Annotated in this window: 9 protein-coding genes; all 9 read left to right on the top strand. The window is 29.0% G+C overall.

What is annotated here, in order from left to right:
• Positions 1 to 826, top strand: an 826-nt coding sequence (locus tag ABDJ34_RS06905; RefSeq protein ID WP_412701836.1) for a stalk domain-containing protein, incomplete at its 5' end; no start/stop codon positions are given.
• Between the two features lie 15 nt (positions 827 to 841).
• A complete protein-coding gene (locus ABDJ34_RS06900; protein WP_004838437.1) occupies positions 842 to 1,720 on the top strand; it encodes a CD1107 family mobile element protein in 879 nt (292 codons plus the stop codon).
• A 314-nt stretch (positions 1,721 to 2,034) separates the two neighbouring features.
• Positions 2,035 to 2,628: a type IV toxin-antitoxin system AbiEi family antitoxin domain-containing protein gene (locus ABDJ34_RS06895; protein WP_412701835.1), complete on the top strand. Its 594-nt coding sequence runs from the start codon at positions 2,035 to 2,037 to the stop codon at positions 2,626 to 2,628.
• Entirely contained in the window at positions 2,621 to 3,460 is an 840-nt protein-coding gene (locus ABDJ34_RS06890; RefSeq protein ID WP_412701834.1) for a nucleotidyl transferase AbiEii/AbiGii toxin family protein, read from the top strand. The genes ABDJ34_RS06895 and ABDJ34_RS06890 overlap by 8 nt, the downstream gene beginning before the upstream one ends.
• A 69-nt stretch (positions 3,461 to 3,529) precedes the next feature.
• Positions 3,530 to 5,236: a DNA topoisomerase 3 gene (locus ABDJ34_RS06885; RefSeq protein ID WP_412701833.1), complete on the top strand. Its 1,707-nt coding sequence runs from the start codon at positions 3,530 to 3,532 to the stop codon at positions 5,234 to 5,236.
• Between the two features lie 278 nt (positions 5,237 to 5,514).
• Positions 5,515 to 6,072, top strand: coding sequence for a type III toxin-antitoxin system ToxN/AbiQ family toxin (locus tag ABDJ34_RS06880; protein WP_412701832.1), 558 nt, complete (start codon positions 5,515 to 5,517; stop codon positions 6,070 to 6,072).
• A 1,032-nt stretch (positions 6,073 to 7,104) separates the two neighbouring features.
• A complete protein-coding gene (locus ABDJ34_RS06875) occupies positions 7,105 to 7,563 on the top strand; it encodes a TnpV protein (protein ID WP_079392108.1) in 459 nt (152 codons plus the stop codon).
• Between the two features lie 1,262 nt (positions 7,564 to 8,825).
• On the top strand, positions 8,826 to 17,192 hold the full coding sequence (locus ABDJ34_RS06870; protein ID WP_412701840.1) for an SNF2-related protein: 8,367 nt from the start codon (positions 8,826 to 8,828) through the stop codon (positions 17,190 to 17,192).
• Between the two features lie 33 nt (positions 17,193 to 17,225).
• The gene (locus ABDJ34_RS06865) at positions 17,226 to 18,368 is read left to right on the top strand and encodes a single-stranded DNA-binding protein (protein WP_412701831.1); all 1,143 of its coding nucleotides are present in this window, start codon (positions 17,226 to 17,228) and stop codon (positions 18,366 to 18,368) included.
• Positions 18,369 to 18,406: the final 38 nt, after the last annotated feature.

The raw sequence follows: 18,406 nt of genomic DNA, 5'->3' as shown, positions 1-18,406 counted from the left end.
AGGAGATAAGATTAAAGGACTAGAAGAAAAACAAAAAGCTTCTGAAGAAGAAATTAAAAAGCTAAAAGAAGAATTAGATAAGAAAATTGAAGAAGCAAAGAAGTTAATCGAGGAAGCAAATAAAAAATCGAAAGAAGAACTTGAAAAACAATCTAAAGATGAAAAAGACAAAAGTCTAAACCAAGACTTATCTAAGAAATTAGATGAACTTCTAAAACTCCAAAAAGAAAACAAAGAGAAGAAAGAAGATGAGAAATCTCAAGACAAAAAGTGGGACGAACTTTTAAAAGCTGATAACAAGAATATTCTAAATCAATTTGATCTTAACAAGATGAAAAAGCAAGAGGAACAACAAGGCAAAAAACAAGTTAAAGATGAAAAAGAATTTGCAGTTTTCCAAGTAGACAAAAACTTCTATAACATTATAAAAGATGGAAAGAAAACTACTGTGTATATGGATGTAAAAGCATATATTAAGGATAATCGCATTATGCTACCTGTTAGATATGCAGCCTATACTCTTGGGTTTAATGTAGAATATGATGATAGTAAGAGAGAGGCTATCTTTTCAAATAAAGAAAATACAGCCTTACCTAAAAAAACTCTAAGATTAAATATAGATACTGGTGTTATGAAAGATAGTCAAGGAAACATTTATCATTCTGACACTAAACCTGTAATTATAAAAGGAAGAATTCACGCATCTATTTCCAATATAGCTAAAGCTTTTAATGCAAGCTGTGGGGATATAAGAGATGGAAAAGATCAAAGCATAGAATGGGATAATAGCAGAAAGGCAGTTTATGTCTTTAAGAATATAAAGTAAGAAAAGGAGATAACTATGAAGAAAAAAAGATTAGGGGTAGCCTTGGTGCTACTCCTTTTACTATTAAGTATGCCAAGCATATCCATAGCTAAGAGCAATGATAATGAAATAAAAAATCAGTCAAATGATATTTATTTGCCAGAAAAAAGTAAAGAATTAGAAAGCTTATTTGATGAAGATATATATGAACCATCTAATGAGAGTCAAAAAATTCCTTATCAGGAAGTGCCGAAAATACAAGAAAATAACATAAAAAATGAGCAAGTAGATAAAAAAGAAAAGCCATCTAAACTTGTTAAAGGTGGCAATACTAAAGCAATTAATCCATTAGCTACAAAAGAAAATAAGGCAAGAGGAACAGTTATAGAAAATGTAGATAAAAATGGACAGGATATTACACCGAAAGTAGAAGATCAAACATCAAGAGATGAAAAAAAGGAAAATCCAATAGATGTTAGACAATTTTTAACCTTTCAAACAAAGAGTGGAAAAACTATGCACCTCATTGTAGATCATTCGGAAAATCAAGAAAATGTACAATTACTAACAGAAGTTGGAGAACAAGATCTACTAAATATGATTGAAGGAGAAAGTGAAGTAAAGCCAAAAGAAGAAGTAGTGAAAAAAGAAGAACCGGTGGAGGAAAAACCGAAGAAAGAGGAGAAAGAAGAAAAGAAATCAGGGGTAGGACTTTATTTATTTATGGGTTTAATTATTGTTGGTGTAATGGGTGCAGGATATTACTTCAAAATCTATAAAAAAAATGAAGAGGAAAGTTTTGAAGAGGAGCAAGATTATAATGAATTAGAAGATGATTATGAATCTGAAGGGGAGGATTATGATCTTGAAGATAAGGAAGATACAGAAATTATTCCAGATGAAGATGAATTTTAATCTTCTCAATGATTTAAGCAGTAGATTAAGGACAACAATAAACTTAATTATCGTGTAAATTTATAAACATACGATAGAAAAGTACAATTAGAATTCTGAAACTTTAATAAAAAAAGGACGAACAAAACGACAGCCCAAACTTAATATAAAAGGAAAGCTAAGTAGAAATGATTGATTGTATAATTAAGAATTTGATGATATGAAATTTCTTGATAATTTTTGAAACAAATTGGGATAGAAATTCAAATCTTTGTTGCAAATACACTTATAAAAATATATAATATAAGTGTAAACACAACAAGGGGATGAATATAATGAATTATAGAAAGCAAATTGAAATACATCTAAAAAAATCAGGTGGCATTATAACATCTGCTTATTGCAGAGAAAATAACATACCTACAGTATATTTAAGTAGATTAGCAAAAGAGGGAAAATTGTTTAGAGTTCAAAAAGGAATATATATTATTGAAGATGGTGATTATGATGAGTATTATTTTTTCCAATATCAGTATGGAAAGGCGATATTCTCATATGAGACAGCTTTGTTTCTACTTGGGGTAACGGACAAAATTCCATGGAGAATAGATGTTACAGTATACAATGGATATAAATTTAATGAGAAGCAAGATACACTTAATATCAATTATGTAAAAAAATCTATTTATAATCTAGGAATTATGCAGAAAAAGACAATGTTTGGAAACATTGTGAATGTTTACTCCTACGAAAGAATACTTTGTGATTTTATTTCTAACAAAGAAAAAATGGATACTGAAGTTTATGTAAAACTTATTCGTTCTTATTCTAAATATAAGGATAAGGATATACATTCTCTATATGAAATAGCAAGAAAAATGGGAATAGAAGATAAAGTAAAGGAAGTTATGGAGGTGGTATATGAATAAAGCAAAGTTAACCGCCATTTGTCATAATATAAGTAAAGAATCAGGACTCCCATTTAATTCAGTAATGTTATATTATTTTTTGGAAAGCATATTAAAAAAATTAGCACAGAGTAAGTATCATGAAAAATTTATTTTTAAAGGAGGTTTTCTTTTATCTAATGTAGTAGGCATAGATTCAAGAAGCACAGTAGATATAGATCTTCTTTTAAGAAATATGCATTTATCAGAAGAAAATGTATTAAAAACAATACAAGAATTACTAGAAGCAAGTCATTCAGATGATATATCCTATAAAGTACATGGAATAAGTACAATCAAGGAAGATGACCAGTATGGAGGGTTTCGTGTAAGTATACTTTGTAGGATGGAGAATATAAAACAAATTGTACCTCTTGATATTGCAACAGGTGATGTTATCACACCACACCCCATAGATTATAAATATATAAGTGCTTTTGGGCAAGAAGATATTTTAATAAAAGCCTATCCTATTGAAACAATTGTGGCAGAAAAAATTCAAACAATATACTCTAGGGGGTTTTTAAATAGCAGAAGTAAGGATTACTATGATCTTTATATAATTTATAAATTAAAAGATAAAGAGGTTGATACCAAGGTATTAAAAGAAGCATGTATTAGAACTTTTGATTATAGAAAAACGGAATTTGATATAGATAAAATCATTAGTTTAATGAGAATGTTAAAAACAGATCAAGCTTTTTTAGACAGATGGAATTCTTATTCGAAGAAAAATCTTTATGCTAGAGACATAAAGTTTGAAGATGTAATAGATAATGGAATAAATATTATAGAAAAAATAAAAAATCAGTAGAGCTATAAAAAGATGAGGGATTGAAAATTTAATCTCTCATTTTTTTATTAAAAAATTAAAGGAGGAAAAATGAAATTAGTAATCGCAGAAAAACCAAGTGTTGCAGCATCAATAGCAAAAGTTATAGGAGCAAAAAATAGAAATAATGGATATTATGAGGGGAATGGATACATTGTTTCATGGTGTGTTGGGCATTTAGTACAAATGGCAAATCCTGATGTGTATGATGAAAGATATAAGAAGTGGAGAATTGAAGATTTACCTATTATCCCAAAAGAATACAAGTATGAGGTAACGAAGACAACTAAAAAACAGTTTAATATTCTTAAAAGACTAATGAATAGTAATGAAGTTGACACCATTATTAATGCTTGTGATGCTGGTAGAGAAGGAGAAGCTATCTTTAGACTTGTATATATGATGGCAAATTGTAAGAAGAAAATGAAACGTCTTTGGATTTCCTCAATGGAAGACTCTTCCATAAAAGAAGGATTTAGCAACTTAAAAGATGGAAGTAATTATGATAATCTTTTTGATTCAGCTAAGGCTCGTGCCATAGCTGATTGGCTTGTTGGAATGAACATAAGTAGACTTTACTCCTGTCTATATAATGAAAATTATAGTGTAGGCAGAGTACAAACACCAACTTTATCAATGATTGTGAATAGAGATGATGAGATAAATAGTTTTAAAAAAGAAAAATATTATACAGTGGAGATTTCTATGAATGGATTTACACTGTCGACAGATAGAATTGATGACAAGATAGTGGCAGAGCAGCTTAAAAATTTAATCGGAGAAAAAATTGAAATAACCGATGTAATTAAAAAAGAAAAGATTACAAATCCTAATCTGCCCTTTGATCTAACAACACTTCAAAGAGAATGTAATAAGTATTTTGGATACAGTGCAAAACAAACCCTAGATTATGCCCAAAGCCTGTATGAAAAGAAGTATATTACCTATCCACGAACAGATTCAAGATATTTGACAGTAGACATGATAGAAAGCACTGTAAATAATATTATAGGGAAAAATGATTTTGACACAGAAAGAATTAAGGTAGTTTTTAATTCTGAAAAAGTAACAGATCATCATGCAATAATTCCAACGATAAGTTCATTAAATAAGGATATTTCAAATCTTCCGGAAAGTGAAGCCAAAGTATATAGACTTATAACAAATAAACTCTATGCAAGTTTTGGATATCCACTTGTAGAAAATACAACAAAGATAGTGACTGAATTTGACGGGTTTGAATTTATAAACACTTATAAAATAATTGCAGAAGAAGGGTTTACAAAATATTTAGAAGAATATAAATCAAAGAAGAAAGAAGATATACAACTTCCCGATGTAAAAATAGGAGATTTTTTATATATTGAAAATAAAGATATAAAAGAGAAATATACAAAACCACCTAAACACTTCACTGAAGACACACTCTTAAAAGCTATGGAAATAGCTGGAAATGATGAATTAGTTAAGGATGTCGAAGTTGAAAGAAAAGGACTTGGTACTCCTGCTACAAGAGCGGGAATAATAGAAAATTTGATATACAAAGGTTATATAAAAAGAGAAAAGAAAAACCTAATATCAACTAGAAAGGGATTAAACCTAGTGACTATAGTTATAGATGAGTTTAAATCTCCAAAGACAACAGCAAAATGGGAAATGAGATTAAGTGATATAGCAAAGGGTAAGGAAGATAAAGAGAATTTTTTAAAGGAAATTGAAGAAGAAATAAAAAATACCGTAGGTAAATACTATAAGTAAATTGATTATAAAAAATTGAATAAAATTATAGGAATGCAGAAAGGAGTGAATTTTGAAAGAAAAAGGGTATAATGTAAATGATAAAAGAGTAGCAATTAGGAAATTTACTTATTTGACATTACTATAAATATACGTTATACTCTTATCAGATAAAGATGGTGTCCCGCTACCGTTAAAGGTGGAGCATTAAAGAAGGTGTCTCACTACCTATATCCCAAAGGTGAAACATTAAAGCAAACAGAGAGGATAAAACCTCTCTGTTTTTTTAGGAGAAAACAATGGTAGAAGTTATAAAATATGGATTTTATACTGTAAACTCCGATTACCTTGAATATCTAAATAAAGTAGATTCAGAAGTTTATTACAACCCATCGTATAGAAACAGTATAAAACCATTTGTTGGAATTATTTTTGGTATAGATAATTATAATTATTTTATTCCAATTTCTTCTGCAAAGGAAAAACACAAAAAATGGAAGAATGTTTCTGATGAGCATTTTTTAATTTATGAAGTGATCGATAATAGTATTACTATAGATGGAGATATTTACAAATATTATTCTGATAAAGAAAAAATGCACATATTATCTATATTGGATATTAAGAAAATGATTCCTGTACCGACTGAGTGTTATGAAAGAATTGATTTTAACGAACTTGAAGATATCAGATATAAAGACTTATTTCAAAAAGAATATGCTTTTTGTTTAAAAATAAAAACAAAGATCTTGATAAAGGTAGAAAAGATATACCAAAATCAAAAGAAAACAGGAATTATAAGAAGAGCAAATTGCAATTTTTCAAAGTTAGAAAAAGCAATGTTGTGTTGGAAGTAATAGGATAAAGGCAGTTAAAGTGATTAAAAAAGTAAAAAATCTAATCACTTTTTTTATTGTAATAAAAAGATAGAGTAAATGACATTTTAAAGTTATCTTTTGCTTACAGAAATTTAAAAAATAGAAAGAAATAAAGTTTAATAAATAAATATATAAAAATTTAGTTCATTTTTATCACTATAATGAGGAGGGATAAAATGCCAAGATATGATATAGTAGATTTAAGTAGAACAATCTATCTTGCAAAAGAAGAATTTAAGAAAGATATAAAAAAATATGAGGAATATTTAAAGGTATCAGGCAATAACTATAAGTATCCATATATACATCAAATATCTATATACAATATGGATCCAAAAGCAACAGCCTGTGCAGAATTTGATTATTGGAAAAGTATAGGTAGAAGCGTTAAAAGAGGCGAAAAAGGAATACCACTTTTAGATATAGATAGTGGAAGGATAAAATATATCTTCGACATAAGGCAAACAGTAAGTATTAATCATAATATTTCTGAGGTAAAGTTATGGAAATATGATAGCAAAAAGCATTTAAACTTACTAGATGAAATGATAGATAAGTTTAAAGAAAAAGATAGTAAGCTTCTATTAAGCCAAGAAGATAAAATTGCTGCCTTAGTAGAAAGTAATGTTAGAGGAAAATTCAATAAAATTTTAGAAAGTCTATCTGATGAAAGTTTAAAAAGCATTCAAAAGGTAGACCTTTTTAATTTGTTAAAAGAATCCGTAAAAATTTCTATAAGCGAGAGAATGGAGGTCTCATATCAGCTAAAAGAAGAAAACTTATCTTTACTGTCTAAAATATCAAGTTCGGACATAGACAAAGTATTAAGTATAAGTGCTAATATAAGTAAAAATATCTTACTTGATTTGGGAAGTGAAATAAAAAGATTAGAAATTTTAGAGAAAATTCAAGAAAGAAAAGATTTGGAGCAGACAAAAGAGCTTAAGGAGCGTTATAATAAATTAAGTTCTGATATAAACGGTGAAATAAATTTTAAAGGAGGCTTGGAAGATGAAAGAGAAATTAACATTGGCAGGCAAGGAATACCTCATGGAGGAGGGGATTTACACACCAATCGTCAAGGAGAATTCCTTCGAGAGACAGGGAGGGACATACAAGATGGAAGAATTGGAGGAAGGCATGGAAGTCCTAATACCCAATATGGCAATTCCCAAGGAAATAGATTTAAAGAAACTCAACAGATGGGGAAGGATGAGATTGAACTTTCTCAAGGAGAACAAAGAAGAGGATTATCAGATAATGTATTTGCAAGGGACATTGATGGATCATCTTCTATCAAAGGAAAAAGAGATAGAGGACTTTATCACGAGGGAAGAAGTCAAAATGATGGAAACTTGGGGTCTGACAGAAGAACTGAAAGAAGAGGACTATCTGAAATATCTGAGATTGAAGAAGAACATGGATATGACCCTACAAGAAATAGGGGAAAGGGAGATAATCCTAATCTAAAAAATGAGGAAGTAGAGTCTACTTCCTTTTTTTCTGCTAAAAATCATGGAGAGCAAATATCCTTCTCAAATCCAATAAGTCAAAGAGAAATAGATACATTTTTAATACATGGAGGAAATCATGAAGATGGAAGATTAGCAGTAATAGCAGAATTTTCTAAGGGTAAATCTTTAGAAGAACAGGCAAACTTTTTGAAAGAAATATATAGGGGAGCCAATGGTCTTGAAATTGAAGGAAGAAAGATATCTGCATGGTTTGGAAAGGAAGGAGCAATTTTTAAAGATGGAGATGAGGCAAGGTATAGAGAAGGGCAAATAGTTTCTTGGAAAGATTTAGCTAATAATATTAATAATTTATTAGATAGAGGAGAATTTGCTAGCAATGTTGAGATTGTAGAAAGTGCGACATATGAAAGAGAAAAAATAGCAGAAAAATTATTGTATTTAAAGAGAGATCTTACTGATGAAACTAAGGATAGATATTTAGCGATTCTTAATGATATAAAAGGAAGAGGCTTCCCAGATGAAAAAGAAAATCTCGGGAAAAAACTTGAAGATAAAAATTTTATAAATAAACTCAGAAAAGAATACGAGGTATTTTTAGAAGAATATAAGATTAATCCTGATATTTTAAGATTTCATCATTATAAATTATCTAAAATCTATAATGATATCAATGATTTAGAAATAGAAAGAAAATTATATAGGTCAAATTTAAAGGATATTGCACCTATTCAGAGTTTTATAACACAAGATGAAATAGATGAAAGCCTAAAAAGAGGAAGCGGGTTTTCTGATGGAAAGAAAAGAATATATGAATTTTTTACTGAAAAGCATGATTTAAAAGAACAAGCAGATTTCTTGAAAAATGAATATGGCGTAGGTGGAAGTTCTCATGCACTATCTGCTGCAAGAGAAAGTGGTGAGTGGCACGATGCGAAGGGAATAAAATATAATAAAGGTAATGCAAAAGAAATACTACTATCTTGGTCTAATGTTGCAAGAAGAATTAATGACCTTATTAAAAAGAATAGATATATAGATGAAGAAAGTTTTGAAGAAAATAGGAAGAAAAAAACAGATCAGGAAATAAATAAAACAGAAAAAGAAAGCCAGGAGTATATAAATTATCAAGATGATTTGCCTCCAACTGATAATGATGTATATATAGAAAGAACAAATAATAGTTCTATATATTATTATCAAGGACAGTCTGTAGCAAGTATAGGTGATGATGGAAAACTTATCATTTATGATGAATTTATGCCAAACTTTTTAAAAGAAGAAATATATTCCATAGCCTTTGAAAAACAATTAGATATACCATTAGACCAGTTAGACGATGGAATTATTCTTGAGGGAATACATGACACTTTTTATATTAAAGAAAAGGAAGAAATAGAAGGAAGAGAATATTACCTTTTAGAAAGTCAAAGTCGATATGATGATATTCCAAATATTGTAGTTAATTCTAACAAAGAAGTTATAGATGATGATATAGTAAATGGTTTTGAAGAATTTAAGGAATTTTATCCTAATAAAAATAAAGAGAATATAGGTTTTGATTTAGATAGCCATAGAAAAGATGATTATTGGATAATTGAGTTTAATGAGGGTTCAAGTCTAATAGAAAAAGATTATGCAGGACAAAGGCTGACTAAAGAACTATTAGATGAAATAAGGGAAATAGATGAAAAGATAAGACTTCATAATAAGACCTTAGGAGAAGATGAATATGGGCAGATGACTGATAAGTGGGAGGGGTATTCCAAATTCTATTTTAACCATATAGTAGATGGGAAAATAGTTGATCACTATAAGATAGACATAGGTGATGGAAATGAGATCAACCAAAGAGACTTTGAATTTCTTTATGAACAAATAGGAAAAAGTCAGATAGAACTTAATCAAACTATAGAAGGAAATAAGATAGATGAAAAAATAATTTCAATAAATCAAATTGAAGATAGAATTTTTGATGTATTAGTTAAGGATAAAGTTTTAGAAAATGAAATTATAAAGGCAAGAGAAAACTTAGGAAATAATACCTTAGCAAGTTTTAACTCTGTATTCCAAAGAGAATATGTAAAAATCATGAGAGAAGTTGCCGATAAACAGGGAAATCTTCCGGATGATATGAAGGCAATAGATAAGGTTAAAGAATTAGCTATTAGAATAGAAAATAGATATAGAGAATATTTAAATAATTCACATGAAAACAATATAGAAGATGATAAGGAGATACTCTCTATAAAAGTGGGAGATATAGTTAGAACAGAGGATAATAAATATTTAAAAATAAAAGATATTTCCAGTGGATATGATAATAACCATAATCAAATAATATATTATTCATATGATGCCTATTTTGATAAGGACTTAAAACTATTCTCACATTCCTTTAAAGAAAGCGATTTAAAAGCTTTAGAAGTATTAAGAAATGAAGTAGAAGAAAAATTAACAAAAGAGATTGTAGAAGATAAAATAGCAGTAAAAGTAGGATTTTATTATGCTTTAGTAGATAAATATAAAACAAAGGATATAGAATTAGAAGAAACAGGAATTAGAGTTTATCCAAGAAAGGAAAACTCACAAGGAAAGATCTATACTTTATATAAAGGGAAATCTTTTGAAGATAGCAAAAAAATAGACAGTTTGTTTGATGAAATTACTGCCAAAATGAAAGAAGCAAATCTTACAAATTTAAATGATGTATTAGAATTGGAAAGGGAAGGTTTATTTGAAATTACTGATGATAAAGTTACAAAATTTGAGGAAGGCTATGATATAGATGTTCAAAGCTTTAATCAGCAATTTCCAGATTATTATAATGATATATATGTTTTTAATAAAAATCTTGAAATCAATGGAGCATATCAAAATTTAGCACATATAAATGAAGAAAATAAAATCACTTTTAATATAAATTTATCGCAAGAAGAAAAATCCAAAATTGAAGAAATAAGAGATAAGAAACAAGTTCTTTCCATGTTAATAGATAAGGATATCAAAGAAAAAAGAGAATACTATTTTGATCCTCAAGATGAAGAATACTTACTACTGTCAAAGAAAATAGAAGATGGATTATTAAAAAAACCAGAAAATATTATAGATGGAAAAGAAGGGTATAAGGTAGAGCTAATCTTAGATGTTAAGGGAAAATCTCTTAAACAAAATTTACGATACAATGGGTATATTTTAAATTCTAATCAAGCTATAAAATATAAAAGTTATAAGGACATATTAAGTAACTTACCTTATTTACTTGATGATAAACATAGAGAAGTGCTTTTAAATGGATATTTAAATCAGCAAATTGAAAATGATAGAACAAGGCAAGAAGAAAATCCATTTAAAGAAGGTATGAATGTTAGATACAAAGGAAAAGAATACACTATAACCGCCATTAACGATGCTACAAGTCCTAAAACTATAGAACTAGAAGATAGCACAGGACTAATGAATGGTTTTATTACCGGAAGTGAAATAATTCTTTTTAATGACTACAAAGATCTTGATTTGGAAGTTATAAAAAAAGAGGAATTAATTCCGTTAGAAATAGAAGATTATAGTCTTTTAGGATTACCAGTTCAATTTAGAAATAAGGAATATTTAATTAAAGAAAATGAATTTAATGAAGCTGGAATGGGTAGATTAGCTTTAAGTACAATAGATAAGAGTGTTATTACTGAAGTAATATATAGTAGAGAAAGACCTGTTTCTAATATTTTTGTAAGAAAGGAAGATTTAGAAGAATATAAATCTAGTGAAAAAGATAAATTAAGTAAAAAACAATCTATCGATAAAGAGGAATTAGTAGAACAAATTAGATTTGAAGATATTTACAATAATAACGAAGAAAAAGTTAAAAAAGACAATTCAGGGCTTTTACATAAAAGCCTTGATGTAATAAATAATAAATCTTCTCTTGTTGCTGATCAATTTATAGTAAAAGTTGATAATGAAAAGGAAGAATTTTTAGTATATAGTTCGTCTAATCCAAAAAATTATAGGGAATTTACTCTACCTTTTTCATACCTCAAAGGAATCGACAAAATTGACGGAGATGGTAATTCATTAAAATTAACCACTCATAGAAAAGAAACTATTGATAAGAAGTTAGAAGAATATAAGGAATGGAAAGAAAATAATAATTTAATAAGGAATGATAGAGAAAATATAGAAGGGATTTCTGAAGTTTCTTTAGAAAACTATAAAATTATTAATGAAGAAGAAAACCTACCACCTTCACAGAGATTAAAAAACAACATTGAAGCTATAAATGTCTTAAAGGCTTTAGAAAAAGAAAATAGAAGTGCAAGAAAAGATGAACAGGAAATTTTGGCAAAGTATATCGGCTGGGGAGGACTTTCTGATGTATTTGATGAAGAAAAGGAAGGTCAATGGCTTGATGCAAGAAACTTTTTAAAAGAAAATCTAACTGGGGAAGAATATAATAGGGCAAGAGAATCAACCCTAACAGCTTTTTATACGCCGAAAGTAGTTATAGACGCTATCTATGAAAGTCTTTCTAATCTTGGCTTTGAAAAAGGAAATATATTAGAACCAAGTGCTGGGACAGGTAGATTTATAGGAAATCTACCTGAAGAAATGAAAGAGTCAAACTTTTATGGAGTTGAATTAGATAGGATTAGTGGACAAATTGCTAAAGAACTTTACCCTAATGCCAATATACAAATAAAAGGATTTGAAGAAACCAATTTTTCTAATAACCTATTTGATGTGGCTATAGGAAATATTCCTTTTGGAGAATTTAAAGTAGCAGATCGTGAGTATGAAAGAAATAACTTTCTAATTCACGATTATTTTTTTGCTAAAACTTTAGATAAGGTTAGAGATGGCGGCATCATTGCCTTTATAACATCTTCAGGAACAATGGATAAAAAAAGTGAAGATGTTAGAAGATATATATCGGAAAGAGCAGAGTTCTTAGGAGCAATAAGACTACCAAATACTACATTTAAAGGGGTAGCTGGAACAGAAGTAACTTCAGATATAATCTTTTTAAAAAAGAGAGATAGGCTATTAAAGATAGATGAAGACTGGATAAAGCTAGACAAAGATGCAAAAGGACTAATATATAATAAATACTTTGTAGATAATCCTCAGATGGTAATAGGGACTATGGAAGAAATACCGTCAAGATTTGGGACAAGCCTTGCATGTATTGAAAATAAAGATATTTCTTTAGAAGAAGGACTAAAAAAAGCCATTAAAAATATTCAAGGTAGGTATGAAGAAGCTCAAATAAATGATGATTTAGGAGAAGAAACAATACCGGCTGATGATAGAGTTAAAAACTATTCTTTTGCTTTAGTTGATGATGAAATATATTTTAGAGAAAATTCAATTATGCAAAAAATATCCTTAAACGAAAAGGATAAAGATAAGGTAAAAGAATATTTAAGATTAAATGAAAGTCTAAGGAAAGTTATAACCTATCAAAGAGAAGACTATTCAGATGAAGAGATAAAAAAAGAACAAGAAAATCTAAATAAATTCTACGATGATTTCAATAGCAAACATGGAAGACTAAATTCAAAAACCAATAAAAAGTTATTTAGAGAAGATGCTAATTTTTCTTTGATTTCAACTTTGGAAAAATTAGACAAAGAAGGCAACTTTATAGGTAAATCAGATATTTTTATTAAGAGAACCATAAAGAAAGCTATTGTTATAGACCATGTAGATAAGCCAATAGATGCTCTTGTACTTTCTATTAGTCAAAAAGGTAAAATTAATTTTGATTACATGGAAGAGTTAACAGGGAAATCAAGAGATAAATTAATAGAAGAATTAAAAGGAGAAATATTTTTAAATTTAGATTCCTTTGAACCTAATGATATAAAACCATTTAAGTCTGCTAAAGATTTAGGAGATTTTTCAAGACCGTACGTAAGTGCTGATGAATACTTGTCAGGAAATATAAGAGATAAAATTGAAGTTGTAGACTCTTATATTAAAAACATCGAAAAAGAGTTAGGAAAGGAAGAAAATCTAGAGGATAGTAAACTCTTAAAAAAAGAATTAGAAGAGTTACATTTTCAAAAAGCAAAGCTAGTGGAAGTAATGCCTAAAGCACTAGATGCAAGTGAGATTACAGTTAGAATGGATGCAACATGGATACCGGAACAAGATTACAAAAAATTTATGTTTAACTTGTTGAAAACACCAGTTTCATCAAGGTGGAATATAGATATTAAGTATTCTGACTTTACAGGAGAATATAGAGTTGAAGGAAAAAGCTCTGATAGGGACAATGACCTTGCTTCTTTTACCTATGGTACAAATAGGGTAAATGCCTATAAATTGATAGAAGATACTTTAAATTTAAGAGACACTAAGGTATTTGACCAAGTAGAAGACGGTGATGGAAAGAAAAAATCTGTGCTTAATCAAAAAGAAACAATGCTTGCAAGAAGTAAGCAAGAGATGATAAAAGAAGAATTTAAAAGCTGGATATTTGATGATGTGGAAAGAAGAAATAGATTAGTAGAAGATTATAACGAGAGATTCAATTCCATAAGACAAAGAGAATATGATGGATCTAATCTTACTTTTGAAGGAATGAATCCTGAAATAGAACTAAGAGCGCATCAAAAAGATGCCATAGCAAGAGGTTTGTTTGGTGGAAATACTTTACTTGCCCATGAAGTAGGAGCAGGAAAAACCTTTGAAATGATAGGTATAGCCATGGAGTCAAAAAGACTTGGTATGAGTAATAAGTCAATGTTTGTTGTTCCTAACCACATTGTAGAGCAATTTGGAAGAGAATTTAATGAACTTTATCCAGGAGCTAATGTATTATGTGCTACAGAAAAAGACTTCACACCAGATAGACGAAAAAGATTTTGTAGTCGTATTGCTACAGGAAGTTTTGATGCTGTTATTATAGGGCACAGTCAATTTGAAAAAATTCCTATATCAAAAGAAAGACAAGAATATGAATTGCAAGGTCAAATTGATGAAATCATTGACTATATAGATGAATATAAAAGAGAAAGGGATCAAAGATTTACTGTAAAGCAATTAGAAAAAACAAAGAAAAAATTAGAGACAAAGTTAGAAAAATTAAATGCTGATTATAAGAAAGATGACGTTGTAACCTTTGAGGAACTGGGAGTAGATAAGTTATTTGTAGATGAAGCCCACGCATACAAAAACCTCTATCTATTTTCTAAAATGAGGAATGTAGCAGGAATTACTTCTACAGATTCACAAAAATCATCAGATATGCTTATGAAATGCCGCTATATGGATGAAATAACTAATAATAAAGGATTAGTATTTGCCACAGGTACACCTGTAAGCAACAGTATGGCTGAACTTTATACCATGCAGAGATATTTACAGTATGATGAATTAAAAAAGATGAAATTACAACATTTCGATTCTTGGGCGTCTACCTTTGGAGAAACAATAACGGCAATAGAATTAAATCCTGAGGGTAATGGTTATAGGAGCAAAACCAGATTTGCAAAATTTTATAATCTTCCTGAACTTATGAATACTGTAAAAGGATTTATGGATATTAAAACAGCTGATGTTTTAAATCTTCCTACACCAATTGCCCATTATGAAACTATAAAAACAAAGCCTACCGAAGAACAAAAAGAAATTCTTGAAACTTTTTCCGAGAGAGCAGATAAGGTTCGTGATAAGCAGGTAGATTCAAGTGTTGATAATATGCTATTAATAACAAATGATGGGAAGAAGATGGCATTAGATCAAAGATTAATCAATCCTTTACTTCCTGATGATCCTAATAGTAAGGTGAATACCTGTATAAAAAATGTGTTTAGCATTTGGGATAAATATAAAGATAAAAAATCTGCTCAATTAATATTTTGTGATATGTCTACACCAAGCAGTGATTTTAATATCTATGATGATATTAAAACAAAACTTATAGATATGGGAGTACCTGAAAATGAAATAGAATTTATTCATAAGGCAAAAAACAATATGGAAAAAGACGCTATCTTTGATAAGGTAAGAAAGGGAGAAATAAGAGTCTTACTTGGTTCAACACAGAAAATGGGAGCAGGTACTAATGCCCAAGACAAACTAATTGCAATCCACGATCTTGATATACCATGGAGACCTGCTGATCTTTCTCAAAGGGCAGGCAGGATTGTGAGGCAGGGAAATGAGAATAAGGAAGTCCATATATTTAGATATGTAACAGAAAATACTTTTGATGCCTACCTATTCCAAACCTTAGAGAATAAACAAAAATATATTTCCCAAATTATGACGTCAAAGACTCCTGTAAGAGTTGCAGAAGATGTAGACGAAGCCACATTAAACTATGCCGAAATAAAAGCTCTTGCAACAGGAAATCCATTAATAAAGGAGAAGATGGATCTTGATGTTGAAGTTTCTAAACTTAAAATGCTAGAGTCCAATTTTAAATCAAATCTTTATAAGCTGGAAGATAAAGTAGTTAAATTTTATCCAAAGGAAATAGAAAGATTAAAAGAAAGGATAGAGAACTTAAAGGAAGATATTAAAAATGTTGAGCCTTATAGGGAAGTAGATAAAAATTTAAAAGAAGATAATAAATTTACCTCTCTAATTATTGACGGAAAGAAGTATATAGATAAGAAAATAGCTGGAGAGTTTTTGTTGAACAAAATTAAGGGAGTTAAAATATATAGGGAAATGGATAAAGATGGAGAAAAAATAGGTGAATATAGAAATTTTGATTTATCCATAAAATATGATTCTTTTTTCAATAAATATAACTTTATATTAAAAGGTAAGGGAGAATATAGAGGAGAGTTTGGAACAGATGGAATAGGTAATATAACAAGAATGGATAATGTATTAGATAAATTACCAGAAAGATTAGAAAATACAATTTCAAAACTAAAAGATACAGAAGAGCAATTTCAAACAACCAAAATTGAAATACAAAAGACATTTCCACAAGCTGAACTTTTAAAGGATAAGACACTAAGACTTGCAGAAGTAAATAATTTACTAGATATGGGAAAAACTGAAGATATAAGCCAAGACAACCCATTACTAGAGGAAGTAAAGGAAGAATTGATAGACTTCCTTAACAGAGAATATGATGAAGAAAACAGGTTAGAGGACTTTGATACTATATTTCCTGACTTAACAGATATAGGAATAGCTTATACAACTACACCAGATGAAAAACATGAAATACAAGTAAGTTTAGATTTAATAAATTACAAGATGAACACCTATGTAGATAAGAACCTAATTGACAGCTTTCAATACACCTATGATCCCTTAGATGCAAGTGATTTAAAAGAGCTAGTACAGATAAAGACATCTATTGGCTTTTGGAATTTTAGTGAGCTTGTATCAGTAAATGAAGAAAAACTGAGAGAAGTAATGGGACTTGAAATAGATGATGATGGAAACTTCTATGATCCATTATCTAAAGATATGGATTTAGATGGAATAATAGATAGAAATGATGCTGACTTTAGAGATAGTAAAGTGCAGGAAATAGGAGATTTTGAAAGGAAAGAAAAAACATCTATTATGGATAAATTAAAGGAATATAAGGGGAATTTAGCAGTAAATAATAATATAAAAGAAATAAATAATAGTGAACCATGTGGCAGATAAAGCTTTAAATGAGATTATTAGAGGAAAAAGAATATGGAATTTGATAGATATAGCTTTAATGAATTTATTCGAGAAAATTTTTCTTTTGATGGTGCTACTCAGAGAATAATTAACAATATAGTTGAATATGGAATTAAAAATTTTGCCACTTCAGAAGATAAATTAGTTGAATTTATTCAGACTACAATTGATGATCCAACAGTTGAAGAAATCAAACAATTTATTATTAGTGATGAGAAGGAAGAAGAAATAAAAGATTTCACAGATGAGATGGATAAAAAAATAAAAGGAGGAATAGCAATGAATATAAAAAAGGGAAATGTAATTGAAACTGAATTTGGAGACACTATGGTACTGGATGTGAAAGATAATCAAGCGACCTTATTTGATGGAAATCAATTTATTTTAGCCACAGGAGTAGAATTTAATAAAGAAAGTGGAAAGTATGAATGGGATTCTGTTAGATATGCAAGTGATATAAAAACAATAGCAAATATGGAAAATACAAATTTTGAAAGCATGAAAAATACAATAGATTTTTTAGCAGAATATAATCATAAAGAATTTGTAAAAGGTATTATATCTCTTGAAACAGGAGTAGAAAATGAAAATGTTCTTAATAATGCCTATGATAATTATATGAACGATTCAGTTATGGGGCTTATTGATGAGAAGTTTATTGAATATATAGACGAAGAAGAGTTAAAAGAAAACTTAGAAGTTAATCAAGAACAAGGAGATAAAGAGATGAAAGATATAGATAATAAAGAGAAGGATACATTAAATATAGATGGAAATATAGCAACTGATATAGAAATTAAAGATTTAAAATCAAAAGATGGGAGGGACTTTAAAGTAGCCTCCTTTTCTATTGCTGAAAATGACAAGGGAGGAGATGCAAAATTCATCAGCTGCTACGCCTATAATGATAAAATCAATCAAGTAAAAAATTTGAAAAAAGGAGATTTTGTACACCTATTTGGCAAAGAAAAGAAAAGTATGGGAAAGGATAATAAGGAATACACAAGTCTAAAAGTATACTCTGCAAAGTTATTAAAAGCTAAAGAGCATACTAAAGCAAAAGCATCAACACTAGGGAAATTAAAGGAATTTAAGGCTAAAGGGGATATGAAAGTGGATGAAAAGAAGAAAAAGGATAATAGCATAGAAAGGTAAAAGATTATAGGGGGCAGGTTTTAGTCTGCCTCCTGTAT

It is taken from the genome of Finegoldia dalianensis (assembly GCF_046255015.1).
Taxonomy (GTDB): domain Bacteria; phylum Bacillota; class Clostridia; order Tissierellales; family Peptoniphilaceae; genus Finegoldia; species Finegoldia magna.
This window is presented reverse-complemented; position numbering and strand designations above follow the sequence as displayed.

Bases quoted from the DNA above. Each gene is read 5' to 3' on its own strand.
- ABDJ34_RS06875 (WP_079392108.1), top strand. From the start codon at position 7,105: ATGAAAGAGAAATTAACATTGGCAGGCAAGGAATACCTCATGGAGGAG.
- ABDJ34_RS06895 (WP_412701835.1), top strand. From the start codon at position 2,035: ATGAATTATAGAAAGCAAATTGAAATACATCTAAAAAAATCAGGTGGC.
- ABDJ34_RS06865 (WP_412701831.1), top strand. From the start codon at position 17,226: ATGGAATTTGATAGATATAGCTTTAATGAATTTATTCGAGAAAATTTT.
- ABDJ34_RS06890 (WP_412701834.1), top strand. From the start codon at position 2,621: ATGAATAAAGCAAAGTTAACCGCCATTTGTCATAATATAAGTAAAGAA.
- ABDJ34_RS06885 (WP_412701833.1), top strand. From the start codon at position 3,530: ATGAAATTAGTAATCGCAGAAAAACCAAGTGTTGCAGCATCAATAGCA.
- ABDJ34_RS06880 (WP_412701832.1), top strand. From the start codon at position 5,515: ATGGTAGAAGTTATAAAATATGGATTTTATACTGTAAACTCCGATTAC.
- ABDJ34_RS06900 (WP_004838437.1), top strand. From the start codon at position 842: ATGAAGAAAAAAAGATTAGGGGTAGCCTTGGTGCTACTCCTTTTACTA.
- ABDJ34_RS06870 (WP_412701840.1), top strand. From the start codon at position 8,826: ATGCCAAACTTTTTAAAAGAAGAAATATATTCCATAGCCTTTGAAAAA.